This is a genomic window from Ligaoa zhengdingensis (assembly GCF_014384885.1).
GTDB lineage: Bacteria > Bacillota > Clostridia > Oscillospirales > Ruminococcaceae > Ligaoa > Ligaoa zhengdingensis.
Map to the genome: position 1 here is coordinate 60,037 of NZ_JACRST010000008.1, position 18,854 is coordinate 78,890.

15 protein-coding genes and 1 riboswitch are annotated in these 18,854 nt (G+C 58.2%); of the genes, 1 reads left to right on the top strand and 14 read right to left on the bottom strand.

What is annotated here, in order from left to right:
• Window positions 1-7: 7 nt before the first annotated feature.
• The 14 genes from H8711_RS07040 to H8711_RS07105 form a co-directional block, all read right to left on the bottom strand.
• Window positions 8-580: a nucleotidyltransferase family protein gene (locus tag H8711_RS07040; protein ID WP_249282766.1), complete on the bottom strand. Its 573-nt coding sequence runs from the start codon at window positions 578-580 to the stop codon at window positions 8-10.
• Between the two features lie 355 nt (window positions 581-935).
• Window positions 936-2,150 carry a quaternary amine ABC transporter ATP-binding protein gene (locus tag H8711_RS07045; protein ID WP_249282767.1) on the bottom strand — a complete coding sequence of 405 codons (1,215 nt, stop codon included), beginning with the start codon at window positions 2,148-2,150 and terminating at the stop codon, window positions 936-938.
• The gene (locus H8711_RS07050; protein WP_249282768.1) at window positions 2,137-4,014 is read right to left on the bottom strand and encodes a glycine betaine ABC transporter substrate-binding protein; all 1,878 of its coding nucleotides are present in this window, start codon (window positions 4,012-4,014) and stop codon (window positions 2,137-2,139) included. The genes H8711_RS07045 and H8711_RS07050 overlap by 14 nt, the downstream gene beginning before the upstream one ends.
• 264 nt (window positions 4,015-4,278) lie before the next feature.
• Window positions 4,279-4,689, bottom strand: coding sequence for a PCC domain-containing protein (locus tag H8711_RS07055; protein WP_249282769.1), 411 nt, complete (start codon window positions 4,687-4,689; stop codon window positions 4,279-4,281).
• A gap of 23 nt (window positions 4,690-4,712) precedes the next feature.
• A complete protein-coding gene (locus tag H8711_RS07060) occupies window positions 4,713-6,074 on the bottom strand; it encodes an FAD-dependent oxidoreductase (protein WP_249282770.1) in 1,362 nt (453 codons plus the stop codon).
• A gap of 18 nt (window positions 6,075-6,092) precedes the next feature.
• Entirely contained in the window at window positions 6,093-7,010 is a 918-nt protein-coding gene (locus H8711_RS07065; protein ID WP_249282771.1) for a dihydrodipicolinate synthase family protein, read from the bottom strand.
• A 123-nt stretch (window positions 7,011-7,133) separates the two neighbouring features.
• Window positions 7,134-8,327, bottom strand: coding sequence for a M20 metallopeptidase family protein (locus tag H8711_RS07070; RefSeq protein ID WP_249282772.1), 1,194 nt, complete (start codon window positions 8,325-8,327; stop codon window positions 7,134-7,136).
• 77 nt (window positions 8,328-8,404) lie between these two features.
• Window positions 8,405-9,820 carry a YfcC family protein gene (locus H8711_RS07075; protein ID WP_249282773.1) on the bottom strand — a complete coding sequence of 472 codons (1,416 nt, stop codon included), beginning with the start codon at window positions 9,818-9,820 and terminating at the stop codon, window positions 8,405-8,407.
• A gap of 373 nt (window positions 9,821-10,193) precedes the next feature.
• Window positions 10,194-10,889 (bottom strand): cyclic nucleotide-binding domain-containing protein, encoded by a 696-nt coding sequence (locus H8711_RS07080; RefSeq protein WP_249282774.1) that lies wholly within the window; start codon window positions 10,887-10,889, stop codon window positions 10,194-10,196.
• Window positions 10,890-11,026: 137 nt separating this feature from the next.
• Window positions 11,027-11,860 carry a pyrroline-5-carboxylate reductase gene (gene proC, locus H8711_RS07085; protein WP_249282775.1) on the bottom strand — a complete coding sequence of 278 codons (834 nt, stop codon included), beginning with the start codon at window positions 11,858-11,860 and terminating at the stop codon, window positions 11,027-11,029.
• A 77-nt stretch (window positions 11,861-11,937) separates the two neighbouring features.
• Window positions 11,938-12,645, bottom strand: coding sequence for a pyruvate formate-lyase-activating protein (pflA, locus tag H8711_RS07090; protein WP_249282776.1), 708 nt, complete (start codon window positions 12,643-12,645; stop codon window positions 11,938-11,940).
• Between the two features lies 1 nt (window position 12,646).
• Window positions 12,647-14,881, bottom strand: coding sequence for a formate C-acetyltransferase (pflB, locus tag H8711_RS07095; RefSeq protein ID WP_249282777.1), 2,235 nt, complete (start codon window positions 14,879-14,881; stop codon window positions 12,647-12,649).
• A 77-nt stretch (window positions 14,882-14,958) separates the two neighbouring features.
• Window positions 14,959-15,041, bottom strand: a riboswitch (ZMP/ZTP riboswitch).
• A gap of 63 nt (window positions 15,042-15,104) precedes the next feature.
• Window positions 15,105-15,362, bottom strand: coding sequence for a TfoX/Sxy family protein (locus H8711_RS07100; RefSeq protein ID WP_249282778.1), 258 nt, complete (start codon window positions 15,360-15,362; stop codon window positions 15,105-15,107).
• Between the two features lie 13 nt (window positions 15,363-15,375).
• Entirely contained in the window at window positions 15,376-16,452 is a 1,077-nt protein-coding gene (locus tag H8711_RS07105; protein ID WP_249282779.1) for a 6-phosphofructokinase, read from the bottom strand.
• Window positions 16,453-16,659: 207 nt separating this feature from the next.
• Between H8711_RS07105 and ppk1 the strand changes: the two genes are divergently transcribed.
• On the top strand, window positions 16,660-18,816 hold the full coding sequence (gene ppk1 / locus H8711_RS07110) for a polyphosphate kinase 1 (protein ID WP_249282780.1): 2,157 nt from the start codon (window positions 16,660-16,662) through the stop codon (window positions 18,814-18,816).
• The last annotated feature ends 38 nt before the right edge of the window (window positions 18,817-18,854 follow it).

The following is an 18,854-nucleotide window of genomic DNA, read 5'->3' on the forward strand; positions in this document are numbered from 1 at the left end:
AGCCGCATCATTTCCATCTGAGATCCTCACGGGTATCGATGTCGCGCAGCACCCCCGGGTCGTAAACCTGCACCCGGGCGAGCTGATCGCTTTCCCGCCGAATGAGCTCGCGCCCGCCCCAGTCCCGGTCGAGCGCTTCCAACTCGGCGCGCAGACGGCTGGGAAAAATAACCGGGTTTCCGCGCTTGCCTCCGAATACTGGCACCGTGATGCGGTCTGGGTCGGCCAAAAAGCGCTCGCATAGGGTGTGGATCGTCCCCTCGCGCAGATCAGGCATATCGGCCAATGCCATCAGGAAGCCGTCGCACTCCCCGGCCTGCTGCACCCCCAGGGCCAGCGAATGACCCATGCCGCGTTCCGGTTCTGGATTGTGCAGGTAAGTGAAGCCGTACCGGTGAGTGAGCTGCTCCAAAAAGGGGAGCCTGCTCACCACCACAATCTGCTCAAACCACTTTTGATTGCGCCGCAGATTGTATAAAATATACTCCGCCATCGGGTACCCGTGGTAATCCATCAACAGCTTGTTGCAGCCCATGCGGGAGGAAAAACCCGCCGCCAACACGATTGCGCAAAGTTTCATGCGTCCGCTTCAACCTTTCGCTTTTTTGACCATTATAGTATAAAAATGGGGCAGCCGCAAGCTGATTTCACCAAAAGCCTTATCCCTTCGCGGCAGCTTACCAAATTTTCACACGCCTTTTACAGACAATTGATGGGTTTTCAGGGGAATTGGGATATACTAAGAAATAGGCAAGGTTGCCAATTTTGCAAGACCCCTTCTTTTTCATGTGCGGCACTCGGCCGCAATTTCTTTCATCCTCCTGTGCGGGCACCGCCCGCCGGCCACACCGGCCCATTCACCATTTCTGACGGGCCTTCCCAATAAAATCCCCCTCCAGCGTTGAGGTGCCGGAGGGGGATTTTTGACTGCATCTTTAAATCAGCGAGGAGAGCACCGACGCCTTGGTGACGATGCCCTGAAGACTCCCGTCGTCCTCCAGCACCGCAATGGGATATTTCGCCTCGGCGGCAACCGGCAGAATGTCGCTGATGAGGGTGTCGCGCTGGGTGGTCAGCACGTCCTGGACATACACATCGGCAAGGGGAAGGCCCTCCCTGTTGGCCCGGATCGCACCGTCGATGGTGACGATGCCGCGCAGCTTCATCCGCTCGCCCACCACATAGGCGGTCGAAGTCCCGTTCGCCCGCATCTCGCGGATGGCGTGCTGGGGCGAATCCTTGAGGCGCACCACACAGGTGGGGATCACCATGATATGCTTGACCGACAATACCTTGGTCTTATCCGCACTGTCGATGAACTGGCGCACATAGTCGTCCGCGGGATTGGCGCTCATCTCCTCTGGGGTGCCCACCTGGATCAGGCGGCCGTCGCGCATGATCGCCACGGTGTCCCCCAATTTGAACGCCTCGTTGATATCGTGGGTGATAAACACCACCGTCTTTTCCAGCTTGCGCTGGATCGACAGCAGTTCAAACTGCATATCCTTGCGCACCAGCGGGTCGAGTGCGGAGAAGGGTTCGTCCATCAGCAGCACTTCGGGGTCGTTAGCCAGGGCGCGGGCGATGCCCACCCGCTGCCGCATGCCGCCCGACAGGCTGCCGATCGTGCTGTGCTCATGTCCGCTGAGGCCGACCATATCGATCATGGCGCTCGCCTTGCGCTCCCGCTCGACCCGCGGCATCCCCTTGATCTCCAGACCGTAGGCGACATTCCCGAGCACATCGCGATGGTTCATCAAACCAAAGCTCTGAAACACCATCGATATTTTGTCGCGGCGGTATTCCAGCAGGTCCTTCCCTGTAAACTGATTGATCTCGCTGTTCTCGAAAAACACCTGGCCGCTGGTCGGCTTGTGCAGCATATTCAAAGTGCGCACCACAGTGGATTTGCCCGAACCGGAGAGGCCGATGATGACAAAAATCTCGCCGCGCCGCACATTGAAGCTGACATCCCACAGCGCCACCGTCACGCCGGTTTGTTTGTAGACCTCGTCCTTGTTGGAGCCGGCGCGCATCATCTTGGCCGCCTCCGCCTTATTGACGCCGTACAATTTGGTGAGGTGATTTACACGCAAAATAGATTCGTTATCCCGTTCCAAGGTGACCGGGGTGTTGTTACTGTCCGACATGATCCTGTTCCTCCCCTTTCTTGAACCAACCTTGCGTCAAGCGGTCCATCAAAATCGCCACAATGACCACCGCCACGCCGGCGAGCAGACCGCGGCCGATCTCGATGCGGTTGACGCTGATGAGCACCTCCATGCCCAGGCCGGATGCGCCGATCATCGAGCAGGTGACCACCATCGCCATCGCCATCATCAGCGTCTGGTTGACGCCGGTGAGAATGGTCGGCATGGCCTGCGGAATCTGCACCTTCACCAAAGTCTGGAAGCGGGTGGAGCCGAACGCCTTGGCCGCCTCGACCACTTCAGGGTCGACCTGGCGGATACCGTGGCTGGTGAGCCGGATGACCGGCACAATCGCATAGATGGTGGTGGCGATCACGGCCGGAGCCTTACCGAGGCCGAAAAACAGCACCGCCGGAATGAGGTAGACAAAGACGGGCATCGTCTGCATGGTGTCCAAAATCGGGCGGACGATATTGTTCGCCCGGTCGCTGCTCGAGATCAGAATACCCACTGGGAAACCGATCACCAGCGAGATGACTACAGCCGCCAATACAATCGACAGGGTCTCGTACATCAGGCTCCACAGGCCGATCAGGCCGATAAAGAACAGCATCACCGCATAGAGAATGCCGGTGGTGACCTTCCCGGTGAGCTTCCAACCCGCAAAAAATACAACGGCGAGCATCAGCCACCAGGGAATCAGGTTGAGGATGGCGTAGATAGCGCCGATCAACCCATTGAGGCCGTTCTTAATCGCGCCAAAGAAACCGCTGAATTGGTTTGCAAATCCCTTGACCGATGCGTCGAACGCGTTCACGTCGATCGGCAGGGTAAACGGAAACGCGAAGAGGTCGAACCCCTTGTCTTCAATCAGTCCGAGCTCCTTTTTGACCGAGGCCGCCTTGTCCTCCGGCAGCCACTCGTCGATCATCTCCGAATGCTCGGTTAAAAACCACTTTGCAGTCTCCACATAGTTGTCGCCCGTTTCCTGCATATGTGCGAGCGCCTTGGATGTGAGCGCGCTCGAGGTCTCATAGCTGGTTAAAAAGGCGCAAAATTCCGGTTCTTCCTCGTAAAACTGGTTGCTCACACCGATGGTCACATCGACCGACGGGCAAGCGGTACGGCCCGCCTTATAGCTTTCATCGTCGATGTAGGGGGAATCGTCGAGCAACACCATGTCGTATTTGCCGAGCATCCAGGTGGGCTCCCAGTAGTACCCGACGATCGGCTGCCCCTTCTCGTAGGCCGAGGTGAAGGCCGCCGCCAGCGCGGAGTCGGAACCCGGCTGGAAATAGATGTACGACTGATCCAACCCGTTGTATTCCACCTTACGCTTCATGATTTCGTTGATCTCCCATCCGGGAATCGCGCCGTAAATCCGCCCCTTGCCCGGGTTTTCGTCGTCCGGGAAGATCTGCGGATACTTCTTGAGGTCCTGCACCGTCTTTAGATCGGGCGCGAGCGGCTCGATACCGCGTTCGGGGTCGCCCTCGATGACGTACCGCGGGACATAAAACCCCTGGATATTGTCGCCGAAGTTGGTGCCCAAATCGTGAAAGGTGCCCGCTGCGAGGTCGTCATCGTAGGTACTGATGTTGTCGGTCCATTCCTCCATGTTGACGTCGATCTCGCCCTTTTTGAGCGCCTCGTGCATGATGGGCGTGGAGCCGGGCAGCTCTCGCCACGAGTAGCCATACGCCGCCTCCGCTACAAAGCCAGCCACCGCGTTGTGGAATCTCACGCTGTCCCAGCCTACGTCGGCAAACACAATCTCGCGTTTTTCCTCGCCGCAGCCGGAAAGCCCGACACAAAATGAGACCGCCATGACCAATGCCAAAACTGCGGATAATATTCGTTTCATAGAATCCCTCCAAACCAGTTGTCTCGCCCTTCTTGACAACCCTATTATATCACTTAGGTTGTCACTTCGCAACCATACAACCGCCGAAATCAGCTCCACCATCCCATCAGAATTTGTAATTCTTCCTAAAAAACGAGCTGGCGCGCTCCGGTTTACCGTTCTATTATACTGCAACCAAACGCAGCAGCCTGTCAGATCGTGAAAGTTTGCGGTTCCCAAAAAGAAAAGCGCGCCCCTGCCGGGGCGCGCCATCAACTTTGCTGTTTATTCCTGTTCATCCAGTGGTTGCAGAAAGACCCGCAACTTGCGGAACGCGTATCCGTCGTGGAACCCGCCGCCGTACATATGCGAACCGGCGACCCCCACCGAAGCGTGAACATGGATAAAGAGCGGACAGGTCTTATCGGGGTAGATTTTTTCCAGCACCGGGTCCATCCGCTCGCGCTTCATCACCTCGCCAGTGAAGGCGACCACCTCGCAGGGTCCGGCGCACTCGGTGGTGCCTACGCGGGGCGGAAATTCGGCACTGACCGGGTTGGTCAGCTTGACATTGCGCACCGAACCGACCGCACCGCTGATGTACACATCCTCCCAGCCCTGCTCCAGGATGTATTGCGTGATCTTTTCCTTGACGTTTTCGTCCTTTTCGACGGTAACTTCATACAATCGGCCCATCTGAGAAACTCCTTTATGCCGCCTTATTTCTTGTCAACCTTTTTCAGCGCCTGACTCGCCGCAATCAAAATAGGGTCGTAAACCGGGGCGACCGGCGGCGCATAGACCAAATCGAGCTCGTTGAGCTGCGACACTGTCATTCCGCTGGTGATCGCCGCGACCAGCACATTAATCCGTCCGGCCACGCTCGCGGTGCCGATGCCCTGCGCGCCCAGCAGACGACCGGTGTGGCGGTCGAACACCAGGTACAGGTGGTTATCACCGCCGCCCGGATAATAGGATGCTCGGTCGCCTTTGGTGATGGCGGTGCAGGCGGGGTCGAAGCCCGCTGAGCGCGCCTGTTCCATCGAGAGGCCAGTGGAAGCGATGTACAGGTCAAACACCTTGGTCACCTGCGAAGCGAGCACCCCGCGGAAGCAGCCATCCTCCCCGGTGAGGTTGCCGCCGGCAATCCGCCCCTGTTTGTTGGCGGTGGTGCCCAGCGGAACATAACAGGGTTCGCCGGTAATCAAGTTGCGCATCTGTACGCAGTCGCCGCAAGCCCAAATACTGGGGTCGCTGGTCTGTAGGTGTTCATCCACGACAATGCCGCCCTTGTAGCCAAGCGCCAGCCCAGCGGCCCGTGCAAGGTCGGCGCAGGGGCGGACGCCCACTGCAACCAATACCAAATCGGCGTCGTAGACGCAGCCATCCGCACCGAGCACCCCGGCCGCACGTCCGCTTTGCAGGATGATCTCCTTGGCCGGGCAGCCGGTGTGCACAGACACGCCGCCCGCGCTGAGCGTGCGCTCCACCTCAGCGGCATATTCTTCGTTGAGAAAGGTCAGCAGACGTTTTTCGCCCTCCAGCAGGGTGACCTGCACGCCCGAAAGCGCCAACTCCTCCGCCACCTCCAGGCCGATAAACCCGCCGCCGATGACGACCGCCTTTTTCGCACCGCACTGCACGCGCGCTTTGAGCGCAATACCGCTTTCGACGGTGCGCAGGCAATGAACGCCTTCAGCATGGATGCCGGGGATCGGCGGCAGCACGGGAACCGCGCCGGTGGCGATCACAAGCGCATCGTAGGGGCGCTCAAAGCGGTCGCCGGTGTCCAGATTGGAGACCGTGACGATCTTGGCGACCCGGTCGATGGCGGTAACCTCATGATGGATATAAGTGGGGATTCCACGCTTTGTCCGCAGCTGATCCGCCGTCAGGGAGACCAGATCCTCCGGCTCGTGGATGAGATTACCCACAAAATAGGGCAGGCCACAAGCGCCGTAGCTGACATAGCCTGATTTCTCGTAGACCTCAATCTCCAGCTCGGGCATATTCCGCTTGGCCTTGGACGCTGCACTGAGTCCCGCGGCGGTGCCGCCGATGACAACCAGACGTTTTGCCATGCCGCAGCCTCCTTTCGCTTATTTTTTCACGCCGTATTTCTTGATGACGCCCATCTCGTCCATCATGCGCTCCAGCGCCTCATATTTGGGGCCGGCAAAGTCGAGGTACGGACGGCGCAGATGCCCGCCGGGCAGGCCCAAAATGTTGAGCGCCGCCTTGATGACGATGGGATTGGAGAGGGTGTAGAGCATCTCCAGCAGCGGGAACCATTTAAAGTATTCCTCGCGGCATTCCTCAATAATCGTCATATCGGTCCAGGGGCGGGAGTATTTGGCCGCCTCCTCGGGGATGATGTTGCCGCCGATATTTGCGGTGCCACATCCACCCACTGCCAGTGTCGGAATGACAATGGAATATTTGGGGAAATCGCAGCAGAGGATATTCACCGCGTCGCCGCACAGGCGCTTGACCTGTACCAACTGTTTGACGTTGGGCATCGCCTCTTTATCGACGATGAAGTTGGGGTGCTTCTCCACCAGCTTGGCGATCGTCTCGGGCTCCACGTTGACGCCCAAGCGGGAGGGGTTGTTGTAGATGCCGCAGGGGATGCTGACCGAACCCATGCAGAGGTCGAGGTGCTCCAGCACAGCGGCCTGCGGGATGAGCACATAGGTGGGCACGGTGAAGATAACGCCGTCCGCCCCCTGCTGCTCGCAGTACTGCGCAAAGGCGATGCTGTCTTCGGTGGTGAGGGCGGCCGCGCTGAAAAACACGGGAATCCTCCCCTTGGTCATCTTGATGACCTCTTTGACGATCTGTTTCTTCTCCTCAAGGGTGAGCAGCGTCACTTCACCCGCCGAGCCCAGCACAAACAGTTCGTTGGTGCCGAACTTGATCTGCCGGTTGATGAGGGTTTCAAACCCCGCGTAATCGATTTTGTTGTCCTCAGTAAAGGGGGTGGGCATTGCAACCCACGAGCCGGTCGGTCTGACCATAACGAATCACCTCGTAAAATCATTCAGGAAGATTTTATCCTTATTTTTATTATAGAGCGGCGCATTTTGCCGCGCAGTATCGCACGCGGCAATGTAGCTGTTGCTACATTGTTGCGCCAGCACTTATGCGTACTCAGCACCGAAGAAATCGAGCGCCATGCCGGCCAAGGTAAGCATCCCGGCGGGGATCGCCTTGGGGTCGCTGTAGAAGGTCGGTGAGTGCATCGAGCCGTAGGGTCCGCCGGGGGTGCGCCCGCCCAAACGGATGAACACGCCCGGGAACTTCTCCTTGACAAAGGCGAAATCTTCTGCGCCCATCGAGGGATGCGGCATCATCACGACGCCGTTTTCGCCCAACAGCTTGCCACCTACGCGCACCGCGCGGTCCACCCATTCGCGTTCACTCACCATTGGCGGAACCCCGCGAATATACTCGACCTCGACTTCGGCGCGCAGCGCTTCGGCAACCCCGTGGCAGACGCGCTTGACGCTCTCCTCCATGCGGTCGCGCGTCGCGTGATCCACCGTGCGCACGGTACCCCACAGCTCAACCGAATCGGGGACAATATTGTGTGCAACACCGCCGTGGATCGAGCAGATGGAAACCACCGCCGAGTCAGCCGCGCTGGTCTCGCGCGACACCAACGTCTGCAGGTTCATCACAATGCTGGAGGCCGCCACGATCGGATCGATGACCGTGTGCGGATGCGCGCCGTGGCCGCTTTTGCCGCGCACTGTGATCTTGATCTCATCCGCGCTGGCCAGAATACCGCCATAGCGCACGCCGATGGTGCCCGCGTCGATCTCGGGCGAGCTGTGTGCGGCCACCGCCGCGTCTACCCGGTCGAAGTCGATATCCGGATCGTTCAAAAACAGACGCGCGCCCTTCAAAATCTCCTCCGCCGGCTGGATGAAGAAAAATACGCTGCCGGAAAACTGGTCTCGGACCTTGCTCAGTACATTTGCCGCGCCGACATTGATGGTGCCGTGTACATCGTGGCCGCAGGCGTGCATCACGCCGGGTACCTTGGAGCGGTGCGGCATCCCCTCCGCCTCCTGAATAGGCAACGCATCGATATCCCCGCGCAGGATGATCGTCTTGGCAGGGCCGGGCTTGATCCCTTTCACCTCAAAAAACAGGCCGGTCTCCCCCACCCGTTTGAGCCTTTCATAAGTCACATGTTCCTTGACATAGTTTTCGAGCAGCGCGCAGGTGTTGTATTCCTTCAGGCTCAGCTCCGGATTTTCGTGGATATGATTGCAAAGTTCCGTAATTTCCGGTGTGATCTCATCCACCAGTTTGTGCAGATCGATCATAAAATGTACCTCCTTTTTCTAAGAGAGGATACCGCCCAACAGGACGATATCCTCTCTGAATCTGTTTATAACTACAATCAGAAGCCGGTCCAACCGATGCTCTGCAACACCGTGATGGCGACAAAAGAGAGCACAATCTGTACCAAAATGAGGGGCATAGACCACTTAAGATATTTGCCATACTGTACCTTGGCGAAGCCCAAGCCACCCATGAGGGAACCGACCGTGGGGATAATGCAGTTGGTGAAGCCGTCGCCAAACTGGAACGCCTGAACCACAACCTGGCGGGTGATGCCGGTGAGATCCGCGATGGGAACCATGATGGGCATAACCGCCGTCGCCTGGCCGGAACCGGAAGAGATAAAGAAGTTGATGATGATATTGGCCAACAGCATGAAGTTGGCGCCCGCAACCGCACCGAACTGGTTGATCGGGATGGACAGATAATAAACGATGGTATCCAAGATTTTGCCGTTGCTCATCAGCACGGTGATGGAATTCGCAAAGCCAATGATAAACGCAGCCATGACGACGCCCGAGCAGCCCTTGATGAAGTGGCTGAATGAACCGTTGACGCCGAAGCCGCACAGCAGACCGATCACCAAAGAGACGAGTAGGAAGGTGGCGGAAATCTGATCCGCGCCCCATTTGAATTTGAGCGCGCCGATGACAACCGCGATGATACCGGCCGCTCCTGCGAGCAGGCTGAGAAGCTGACGGGTGGTGAGCTTGGTTTCGCCGTCCACCGCGGCATTCAGGTCGCCCATATAATCCTTGAGCTCCATGCCGCTCTCATAGTTGAGGCTCTTGGTCGGGTCTTTTTTGATCTTGTTGAAGTAGAGCATCACAAACCCATAGCACAGCAGGAAGTTGACAATGTGGAAGATGATGCGCGCGCCGATACCCGAGAAGATGGGGATCTCCGCGATGGTCTGCGCCAATCCGATGGTGCCGAAGTTAGCCCAACCAACGTTGAAACCGGAGAAGGAGCCGAAGAAGATCATCGCAAAGCCGAGGGTTCGGTCGAAGCCCATGGCCAGCGACAGAAGGATGCCGATGGGCACCAAGACCAGCGTGGCGTTACCGAACACGCCGGTCGCGCCGCCGAGCGACATGATCGCCATAATCAGGAAGATCGCGACACCTTCTTTTCCCTTCACCGCACCCGCCAGCTTGCGGAAGCCGACGTCGATGGCCTTGCTGGCCTCGAGCAGGCTGACCGCCGCGCCGACAAACAGCACCATGGTGATCAGACTGGCCTGCTTTTTAAAGCCGGTGACCACCGCCATGAAGACATCCCACGGGGTCTGCCCCGCCTGTTCCACCAGATGGAACGAACCGGGCACAACTTTGGTGATGGTTCCCTCGGTGACGCGTTCAAACTCTCCGGCCGGGATGATCCAGGTCAGAATCGCCGCCACAATCGCGCATGCAAAAAGGATGACGTAGACATTGGGGAACTGGAGTTTTTTCTTTTTTGCTAGTTCTGGCATTGAGCTACACTCCTTTTGATTTGGTTTTGCGGCGGGTAGCCGCGTGCTTGCCCCTTCCGGCATTAAACACGGAATGAACAATATGTGAATAACTTGTGTCCATTATAATATCTGGGCCCGGTTGTCTCTAGGTGATTTGAAACATTGTAGCAAAGGTTACAAACTCAGCATTTTGCCCTAGAAATTCACTTGATATCCAGTGATAACCCCCAGAAATAGCACATTTTCTGATTGTTTACTTTCACTTTATGAGAAAAATCTAGTTATATTGCTCAATTCCATGGCGGTTTTTTCTCTCTGCCCTTTGCCGAATAAAATTTTAACCCAAAAGAAAAAGCGCGCCGGTGCCCCAACGCGCTGTCACATACTTCAGTTATACGTCCCGTTCCTCCCGCGTGCTGCCGATATAGGCGCGATATTTTTCTGCATTCACCTGCACCCTGCGGTTGATGACACGGATAAACCCCTCATTGCAGAGCTCGTTCATCAGTTTGCTCACGGTGACGCGGGCGCTGCCCACAATCACGCCGAGCTCGTAGTGGGTATACTTCACCTTGAGGTCGTACCAGCCCGGATCGGTGACATTTTTGAGGTCGACCGAGGAGGCCAACAGGCGTTTGATGCGGTTCTTGCAGGAGTTGAAGGTGAGGTTTTCAATCTCATACCGCATCACCAGCAGCTTGTGGCAGTAGCCACGGATCAGGGTGTCGCGGAACATCTCATCCTGGTTGAGCAACCGCCGGCAAGCATCTCCGTCCACCCGGTAGAGCACCGAGGGCAGCTCGGTCTGCGAGTACAGACCTGTGGAGTATCCCAGAAACCACCCGATCTCCCCAAAAAACCAGCCCGGCGTCAGGGTATACAGGATCTTTTCCGTGCCGTCGTCGTTCATCATGTAGTGCTTGGTACGGCCTTCCTTGATGTAATAGATGCAGTTGAGCTCATCGCCGGGCACCGAAAAGGTGTGCTTAGCAGAATAGCTCATCTTGACGGAATAGGACAGCAGCAAGCGGTCCAGCTCGGCGTTGTACTGCTCAGGAAAGGTCAAATTGGAACTCTCAAAAGACACCGCGCCATCACTTCCCCTTTCTGTGCTTTCTTCTATAGTACCATTTTATCGCCCGATGCGCAACTCTTTTGCAGGCGGTCTCCGCACCAAAAAATCCCGCGCTTTTTTCGGCGCGGGATTTTAAATAGCGGCTATCTTTATGCCTTTTTGCCCACTTCGATCATCTTGTCGCAGCTCTCAGTGACAGCGTTCATCACTGTGGCCCGGAAGCCGCCGCGTTCCAGCGCGTGCACGCCGGTGATGGTGCTGCCCGCGGGGGAACAGACGCTGTCCTTGAGCTGCGCGGGATGACGGCCGGTCTGAAGAACCATCTCGGCCGACCCGGCCACCGCCTGCGCGGCCAACTGGATGGCCATATCGCGCGGTAAACCCTTTTCCACACCACCATCGGCCATCGCCTCGATGAACATGTACACAAACGCCGGACTGCATCCGCTCACACTGGTGAGAGGATCGATCAGGTTTTCCGGCAACAGGTAGGACCTGCCGACCAGATTAAACAGCTCGACGCCGAGCGCCCGCTCCGCTTCGCCAGCCTTCCGGCCCGCTGCGACGCCGGCGATCCCCTTGCGCACCAGCATGGGGGTATTGGGCATCACGCGCAGCACCGCATTGTCGGGAAAAAATTCCTCCAGATAGGCGAGTGTCACACCACCCATAATGGAGATAATCAACTGCTCCGGCCGCAGCGCGCATCTCAACGCCTCCAGTACCGGACGGGCAAACTGCGGTTTTAACGCAAAGAGCACGATATCGGCTTGTTCCGCCACCCGGTTGGCGCCGCTGTTGTCCGCTGGATTGACGACCGTATTGACACCGTAGTCCCTCTCCAACTGCGCCAGGCGCTCCGCGTTGATATCGGTAATCCAAATCCGTCCAGGTGCGACGGCGCCGCTTGCGACCACTCCGCTGAAGATGGCCTCGCACATCTGGCCGCCGCCGACGAATGCAATTGTTTTCTGTTCCAGCATACCGGTTCCTCCTCGTTTCATCATACTTCTTTGATGATACCCCACAAACGTCGTTTTGTACAGGCCATTTGCGGGATTTATTTGATCAATTGCCGCAATCTTTCAAGAGCCTCCCCGCCCATCTCGGGCGTATCCTCCAACGGAAACGGGATGCCCAGCGCGCGGTATTTCTCCAGACAGAGCTTCCGGAAGGGCAGCAGCTCGATCTTTTGCAGGTTGCTGTACCGCCGCGCGGCCTGCGCCACCTGCCGGATGTGCTGCTCGCCGTCGGTGAGGCCGGGCACCACCACATGCCTGATCCACAGGGGGACCGACATCCGCTCGGTGAGCGCCAAAAAATCGAGCACGCGCTCAAAGTCGGCGCCGCAATAAGTGTGGTAATTCTCCGCAGTCAAAAACTTGAGATCCGCCAGCACCAGATCGGTGCAGCGCAGCACCTCCTCCGCCCGGCTCAGGTCGCATATGCCGGAGGTGTCTAATGCGGTATGTACTCCCTCCCGGTGCAGCAGCGAGAACAGCTCAGCCACAAACTCCGGCTGCGCGAGCGGCTCGCCGCCGGTGGTTGTAACACCGCCCTTTTTTCCAAAATAAGGCCGGAACCGCAGCGCCTTGGCCGCCGCCTGCTCGGGAGTGTATTCGGCGCCACCAGTAAAATTCCAGGTGTCGGGGTTGTGGCAGTAGGCGCAACGCAGCGGGCAGCCCTGCAAAAACAGGGTGCAGCGCAGGCCAGGACCATCCACCGCGCCAAGCGACTGAATCGAATGAATTCGTCCCACCGCCGCCATGTCACATCGCCTCGTGGAAGGTGCGGGAGATCACCTCGCGCTGCTGCTCCCGGGTGAGCTTGTGGAAATTGACCGCGTAGCCCGAGACGCGGATGGTCAGATTGGGGTATTTGTCCGGGTGCTCATAGGCGTCCATCAGGGTCTCGCGGTTGAGCACGTTGACATTGAGGTGGTGTGCCATCTGGGCGAAGTAGCCGTCCAGCAGGGATACCAGGTTGTCCACTCGCTCCTCCTCTGTCCCGCCCAGGGCCTGCGGCACGATCGAAAAGGTGTTCGAGATGCCGTCGCGGCAGGCGTCGTAGGGCAGCTTGGCCACCGAATTGAGCGCTGCGAGCGCGCCGTTTTTCTCCCGGCCGTGCATCGGATTGGCGCCGGGCGCGAACGGCTCGCCGGCTTTGCGCCCATCCGGCGTGGATCCGGTCTTTTTGCCGTAGACCACGTTGGAAGTGATGGTGAGGATCGAGAGGGTGTGCTCGGCGTCACGGTAGAGCGGATGCTTTTTGAGCTCCGCCAGGAACAGCTCGACCTGTTCGCGGGCGATGCTGTCCACCCGGTCGTCGTCGTTGCCGAAGGCCGGATACTCCCCTTCCACCTCGAAGTCGGTGATGAGGCCGGTCTGTTCGTCGCGGATGCACCGCACCCGCGCGTATTTGATGGCGGAAAGGGAATCCGCCAGGACGCTCAGGCCCGCCGCGCCAAACGACATATAGCGGTGTACGTCGGTGTCGTGCAGCGCCATCTGGGTTTTTTCATAGGCGTATTTATCGTGCATATAGTGGATCACATTCATGGTATTGGCGTACATCCCCGCCAACCACGGGCGGTAGATGTCCAACAGCTCCATGACCTTGTCATAATCCAGATACTCCCCCTGATAGGGCTCATGCTCGGGGCCGACCTGCATGTTCTTGACCTCGTCGCGCCCCCCGTTGAGCGCCATCAACAGCATCTTGGCGAGGTTCGCGCGCGCGCCGAAGAACTGCATCTCCTTGCCCAGCCGCATGGCCGACACACAGCAGGCGATGCCGTAGTCATCCCCAAACCGCGGACGCATCAGGTCGTCGTTTTCGTACTGGATCGCGTCGGTCTCGCAGGAAACCCGCGCACAGTAGCGCTTGAACGGCTCAGGCAGCGCGGAGGACCAGAGCACCGTGAGGTTGGGCTCGGGGGAGCTGCCCAGGTTGTAGAGGGTGTGCAGGATGCGGTAGGAGCTTTTGGTGACCAGGGTGCGGCCGTCCTCCCCCATGCCGCCCACCGATTCGGTGATCCACATCGGGTCGCCGCCGAACAGCTCGTTGTAGTCCGGGGTGCGCAGGTGGCGCGCCATCCGCAGCTTCATCACAAAGTCGTCCAGAATCTCCTGTACCCCTGTTTCATCGAGGATGCCCGCGCGCAGGTCGCGCTCGAAGTAGATATCCAGGAAGGTGGAGACGCGGCCCAGGCTCATCGCCGCGCCGTTTTGCTCCTTGATCGCACCGAGGTAACCGAAGTAGAGCCACTGCACCGCCTCGCGCGCGTTCTGCGCCGGCTCAGAGATATCGAAGCCGTACATCTGAGCCATCTCCTTGAGCTTGCCGAGGAAATTGATCTGCTGGAACAGCTCCTCCTGCAGGCGGATCGCATCGACATCCATGACCCCGCGGCCCTTCTCCCGCTTATCCTTCCGCTTTTCCTCAATGAGACGATCCACACCGTACAGGGCAACCCGCCGGTAATCCCCGATGATGCGTCCGCGCCCGTAGGCATCGGGCAGGCCGGTGATCAGCCCGCAGTGGCGCGCCGCGCGGGTCTCCTCATTGTACACGCGGAACACCCCATCGTTGTGGGTGGTGCGGTAGAGAAACTCATCCTCCACCTTGCGCGAAAGCTCGTAACCGTAAGCGCGGCAGGCGTCCCGCGTCATGCGCAGGCCGCCGAACGGGTTGACTCCGCGCTTGAGCGGTTTGTCGGTCTGTAAGCCGACGATGATCTCGTTTTCCCGGTCGAGATAACCCGGTTTGTAGTTGAGCAGAGATGTCACCGTCTGCGTGTCGATATCCAACACGCCGCCGAACTCCCGCTCCAATGCAAACAGGTTTTCGAGCTTTTTCATCAGATTTTGGGTGCGCTCAGTCGCAGGCGCCAAAAAGCGCTCGTCCCCCTCGTACGGGGTGTAATTGGCCTGGATAAAGCCGCGCACATCGATGGTTTCCTGCCACGCTCCGGGGCGGAACCCCTCCCACTGCTGTTTCGTCATCGCAATTCCTCCTGCTTTCTCGTCACACCGCATCCGTTGCCCTTTTTTGAAAAACAAAAAAGGGCAACACCGGTTTGCGGTGTTGCCCAGACGGTCGGCATTTGTCGGCTTCCCCTTCCCCGTGGTTTATCCCACTCATCCGTCAGTAAAGGGAGCCCTATCGATCAACGGTTTCAATATAACATTCGGGTGGCCGGTTGTCAAGCCTAAAAATCGCGACTGGTCAGGTACCCTCCGAATAAAAAAATTCTTTGAGGCCAGCTTTCACCTCGGGGGACAGGTCCTTTTTGGGGATGCCCTCCACTGCGCCCTCCAATGCGGAGAGCATGTGCAGGTAAGCCCCGCTGTCGATCCTCCGGATGCGCAAAAATGCTTCGCGCGCGCCGAGTTTCCGGAGCTGTTCCGGGGTCTCCACGCCCGCTTCGGTCAGCCTTTGTTCCAGCGCCGCGCCGATATTCGGCAGCTTGGACAGCTCGCCCATCTTCATTTCCCCCCTAATCGCCCATGCAGATGCCGAGGTCGCGCGCGCAGAGCACCGCGCCGCAGTCCACCGGTACCGACTTGAGCTTGCCGGCCACCTCGGAGAGCGGCACCGCCACCACTTCGTTGTTCTGCACCGCCACCATATTCCCGTAATTCTCCTCCGCAATCAGGCGGGCCGCCGCTGTGCCAAAGCGGGTGGAGAGGGTACGGTCGTACGCGCAGGGGCTGCCGCCGCGCTGAAAATGGCCGGGCACCGCGACGCGGATCTCCTGCCCTGTCTTTTCCCCGATCTCCTGCGCCAGGCGGTAAGCGATCGAGGGGTATGCCATCTGTGCGCGGGAGAGCTTGCGCTCCTTCTTGGTCATCTGTGCCTCCGCTTTAGAGAGCGCGCCCTCAGCCACCGCAAGGATCGAGAAGCGCTTGCCCTCGCGGGAACGGCGCTGCAAAGCCTCGGCCACCCGGTCCGCATCGTAGGGAATTTCCGGCAGCAGGATCACATCCGCCCCGCCCGCGATGCCCGCGTGCAGCGTGAGCCAGCCCACCTTGTGCCCCATAATTTCCACAATGAACACCCTGCCGTGGGAAGTCGCGGTGGTGTGGATGTTGTCGAGCACATTTGCAGCGATCTCGACAGCGCTTTGGAACCCGAAGGTGACGTCGGTGCCCCACAGGTCGTTGTCGATCGTCTTGGGTAGGCTCACCACGTTGAGCCCCTCCTGACTGAGCAGGTTGGCTGTTTTGTGGGTGCCGTTGCCGCCCAGCACCACCAGGCAATCCAGCTTCATCTTGCGGTAGTTATCCTTCATGCGCTCTACCTTGTCCACACCGTCCTCACCGATCACGCGCATCTGCTTGAAGGGGCGGCGGGAAGTCCCCAGGATGGTGCCTCCCAACGTCAGGATGCCGGAAAAATCCTCCGGTTTCATCCGTCGGTAATCCCCCTCGATGAGGCCGCGGTATCCATCCTCGATCCCGTAAACCTCCACCTTATCGCCCAGCCTGTTGTACAACGCCTTCGCCACGCCGCGCAGGGCCGCGTTCAGCCCCTGGCAGTCGCCTCCGCTCGTCAGCATCCCGATCCGTTTCATGGCAAGCACCCCTTTCATCGTCTTTTTTCCTTATTATAACAAAATACTCCATCTTTATCAAACCGCGGCGAAACTTTACCCTGATTTTACGAAGAAACGCAATACTTTACAGATTCTTTTCCCGTAGACTTATGGTATAATGATTTTAGATTTTGCCCGCGCTGCGCGGGAAAACAATTATTATCATTTCCAAGGGAGGATCATCGTATGGACAGCAATCCCAATTGCCCGCAGCCGCTTTGGGAGGAAAGCGAGCCCCAGAAGCTTTTTGTCAACCGAGAATTGAGCTGGCTGGAGTTCAACAAACGGGTGCTGCTTGAATCGCTCGATGAATCGGTTCCACTGTTGGAGCGCCTCAAATTCGCCGCGATCTACGCCTCCAACCTGGATGAGTTTTTCATGGTGCGGGTGGGCACCCTCAGCGACCAGAGCCTGGTGGAACCTAAAAAGCTGGACGACAAGACCGGCATGACTGCCGATGAACAGATCGCCGCGATCTTTGAGCGGGTGCGCTCCTATCTGCCGCTGTGCAAACAATCCTACGACACCCTGCGCAGGCAGCTCCGGCTGGCTGATGTGGATATCCTGCATTTTAAAAAGGTGTCCAAGGTGGAGGAGCTGATTGTGCAAAAGATCTTCGATGAGGAGATCAAGCCGCTGCTCTCTCCGCAGATCGTGGATCGCCACCACCCGTTCCCCTTCCTCAAGAACAAGGAGCAATATGTGGCGACCTCTTTCACCACCAAAAATGAGGACGTCAAGCTCGGCATTGTGCCGATCTCCCACCTGCCGCTCTACTACATTTTCAGCATCGACAACCGCCGCAAGGTGGCCTTCACCGCAGACATTGTGCGTCACAACGTCCAGCGCCTCTACTCCAAGTACACCATCGAGGAACGGCTGGTGATGCGGGTGACCCGCAACGCGGACATCACGGTGGACGAGGGCCTGTTCGACTTCGATGTGGACTTCCGCGACATGATGCAGGAGCTGCTGAAGAAGCGCAAGCGCCTCTCGATTGTGCGGCTGGAGCTTTCGCATGAGCCGGGGGAAAAGCTGCGCAATTATCTCTGCCAAAAGATGTACATCAAGCCGGAATGGATTCTGGTCCACGACATCCCGCAGGATTTTTCTTTCGGCTTCACCCTCGGAAAAGATCTGAACCTGCCCGACAAGCGGCTGGTGTATTCCGAACTCAAGCCGTTTGTGCCGGTGGATTTCACCCACAAAAATGCGATTCACACCATCAGTGAACGCAACCTTCTGCTCGCCTATCCCTTTCACAGCATGAAGCCGATGATCGACCTGCTGTACGAAGCTGCAAACGACCCCACCGTCATCTCGATCAAGATGTCGCTTTACCGCCTGGCGAACCACAGCCGGATCGTCTCTGCGCTGGCGCAGGCGGCCGAAAAGGGCAAAGAGGTCATCTGCGTGCTCGAGCTGCGCGCTCGGTTCGACGAGCAGAACAACATCGACTATGCCAAGGTGCTGGAGGATGCGGGCTGCACTGTGCTGTACGGTCTGCCCGACTACAAGGTGCACGCCAAACTGTGCCTGATTACCCGCAAGCAGCACAACAAGATCAGCTACATCACCCAGGTGGGAACCGGCAACTATAACGAAAAAACCTCCGAGCTCTACACCGATCTCGCACTGTTCACCGCCGACGAGCGTGTGGGGCTGGATGCGAACGAGGTATTCAACGCCCTGTGTATGGGCGACGTGGTGGAGACCACCCGCTCCCTTTGGGTCGCACCCAACTGTTTTCTCAGCAACCTGCTGGAGCTGATTCAGCGAGAAACTGAGGTGCAGCGCGCGGGTGGCGCAGGGTATATCTGCATGAAGATCAACTCCCTCAACGACATGGAGGTAATGCAGCGCCTGATCGAGGCCTCCCAGGCAGGGGTACAAATCGAGCTGTTTATCCGCGGCATCTGCTGCCTGCGCCCCGGCGTCGAAGGTTATACCGAAAACATCACGATCAAAAGCATCGTCGGCCGCCACTTGGAGCATTCGCGTATCTTTGTGTTCGGCTCGGGCGACCGCGAGATTATCTACATCGGTTCAGGCGACCTGCTCAACCGCAACACCCGGCGCCGTGTGGAGGTATTCGCGCGCGTCACCTCCCCGCAGGTGCGCCAAGATGTCCTGCACATCCTGGATTCCTTCCGGCGCGACAATGTGAAGAGCTGGACCATGCTCCCCGATGGAAGCTACCACAAGCCAGTGCGCAGCCCGGACGACGAGGTTCTGGATTCGCAGATGGAGCTGCACGAATATTTCTCCAAGCCGTTGATGCCACCGCTCAAACCCGGGGCATTCCGAGGATTGCGCGGCTGGTGGCTCCGCACCTTCCATTGATCAGCACATATAAAGCCCCCAGCAGGCCGCAGCCTGCC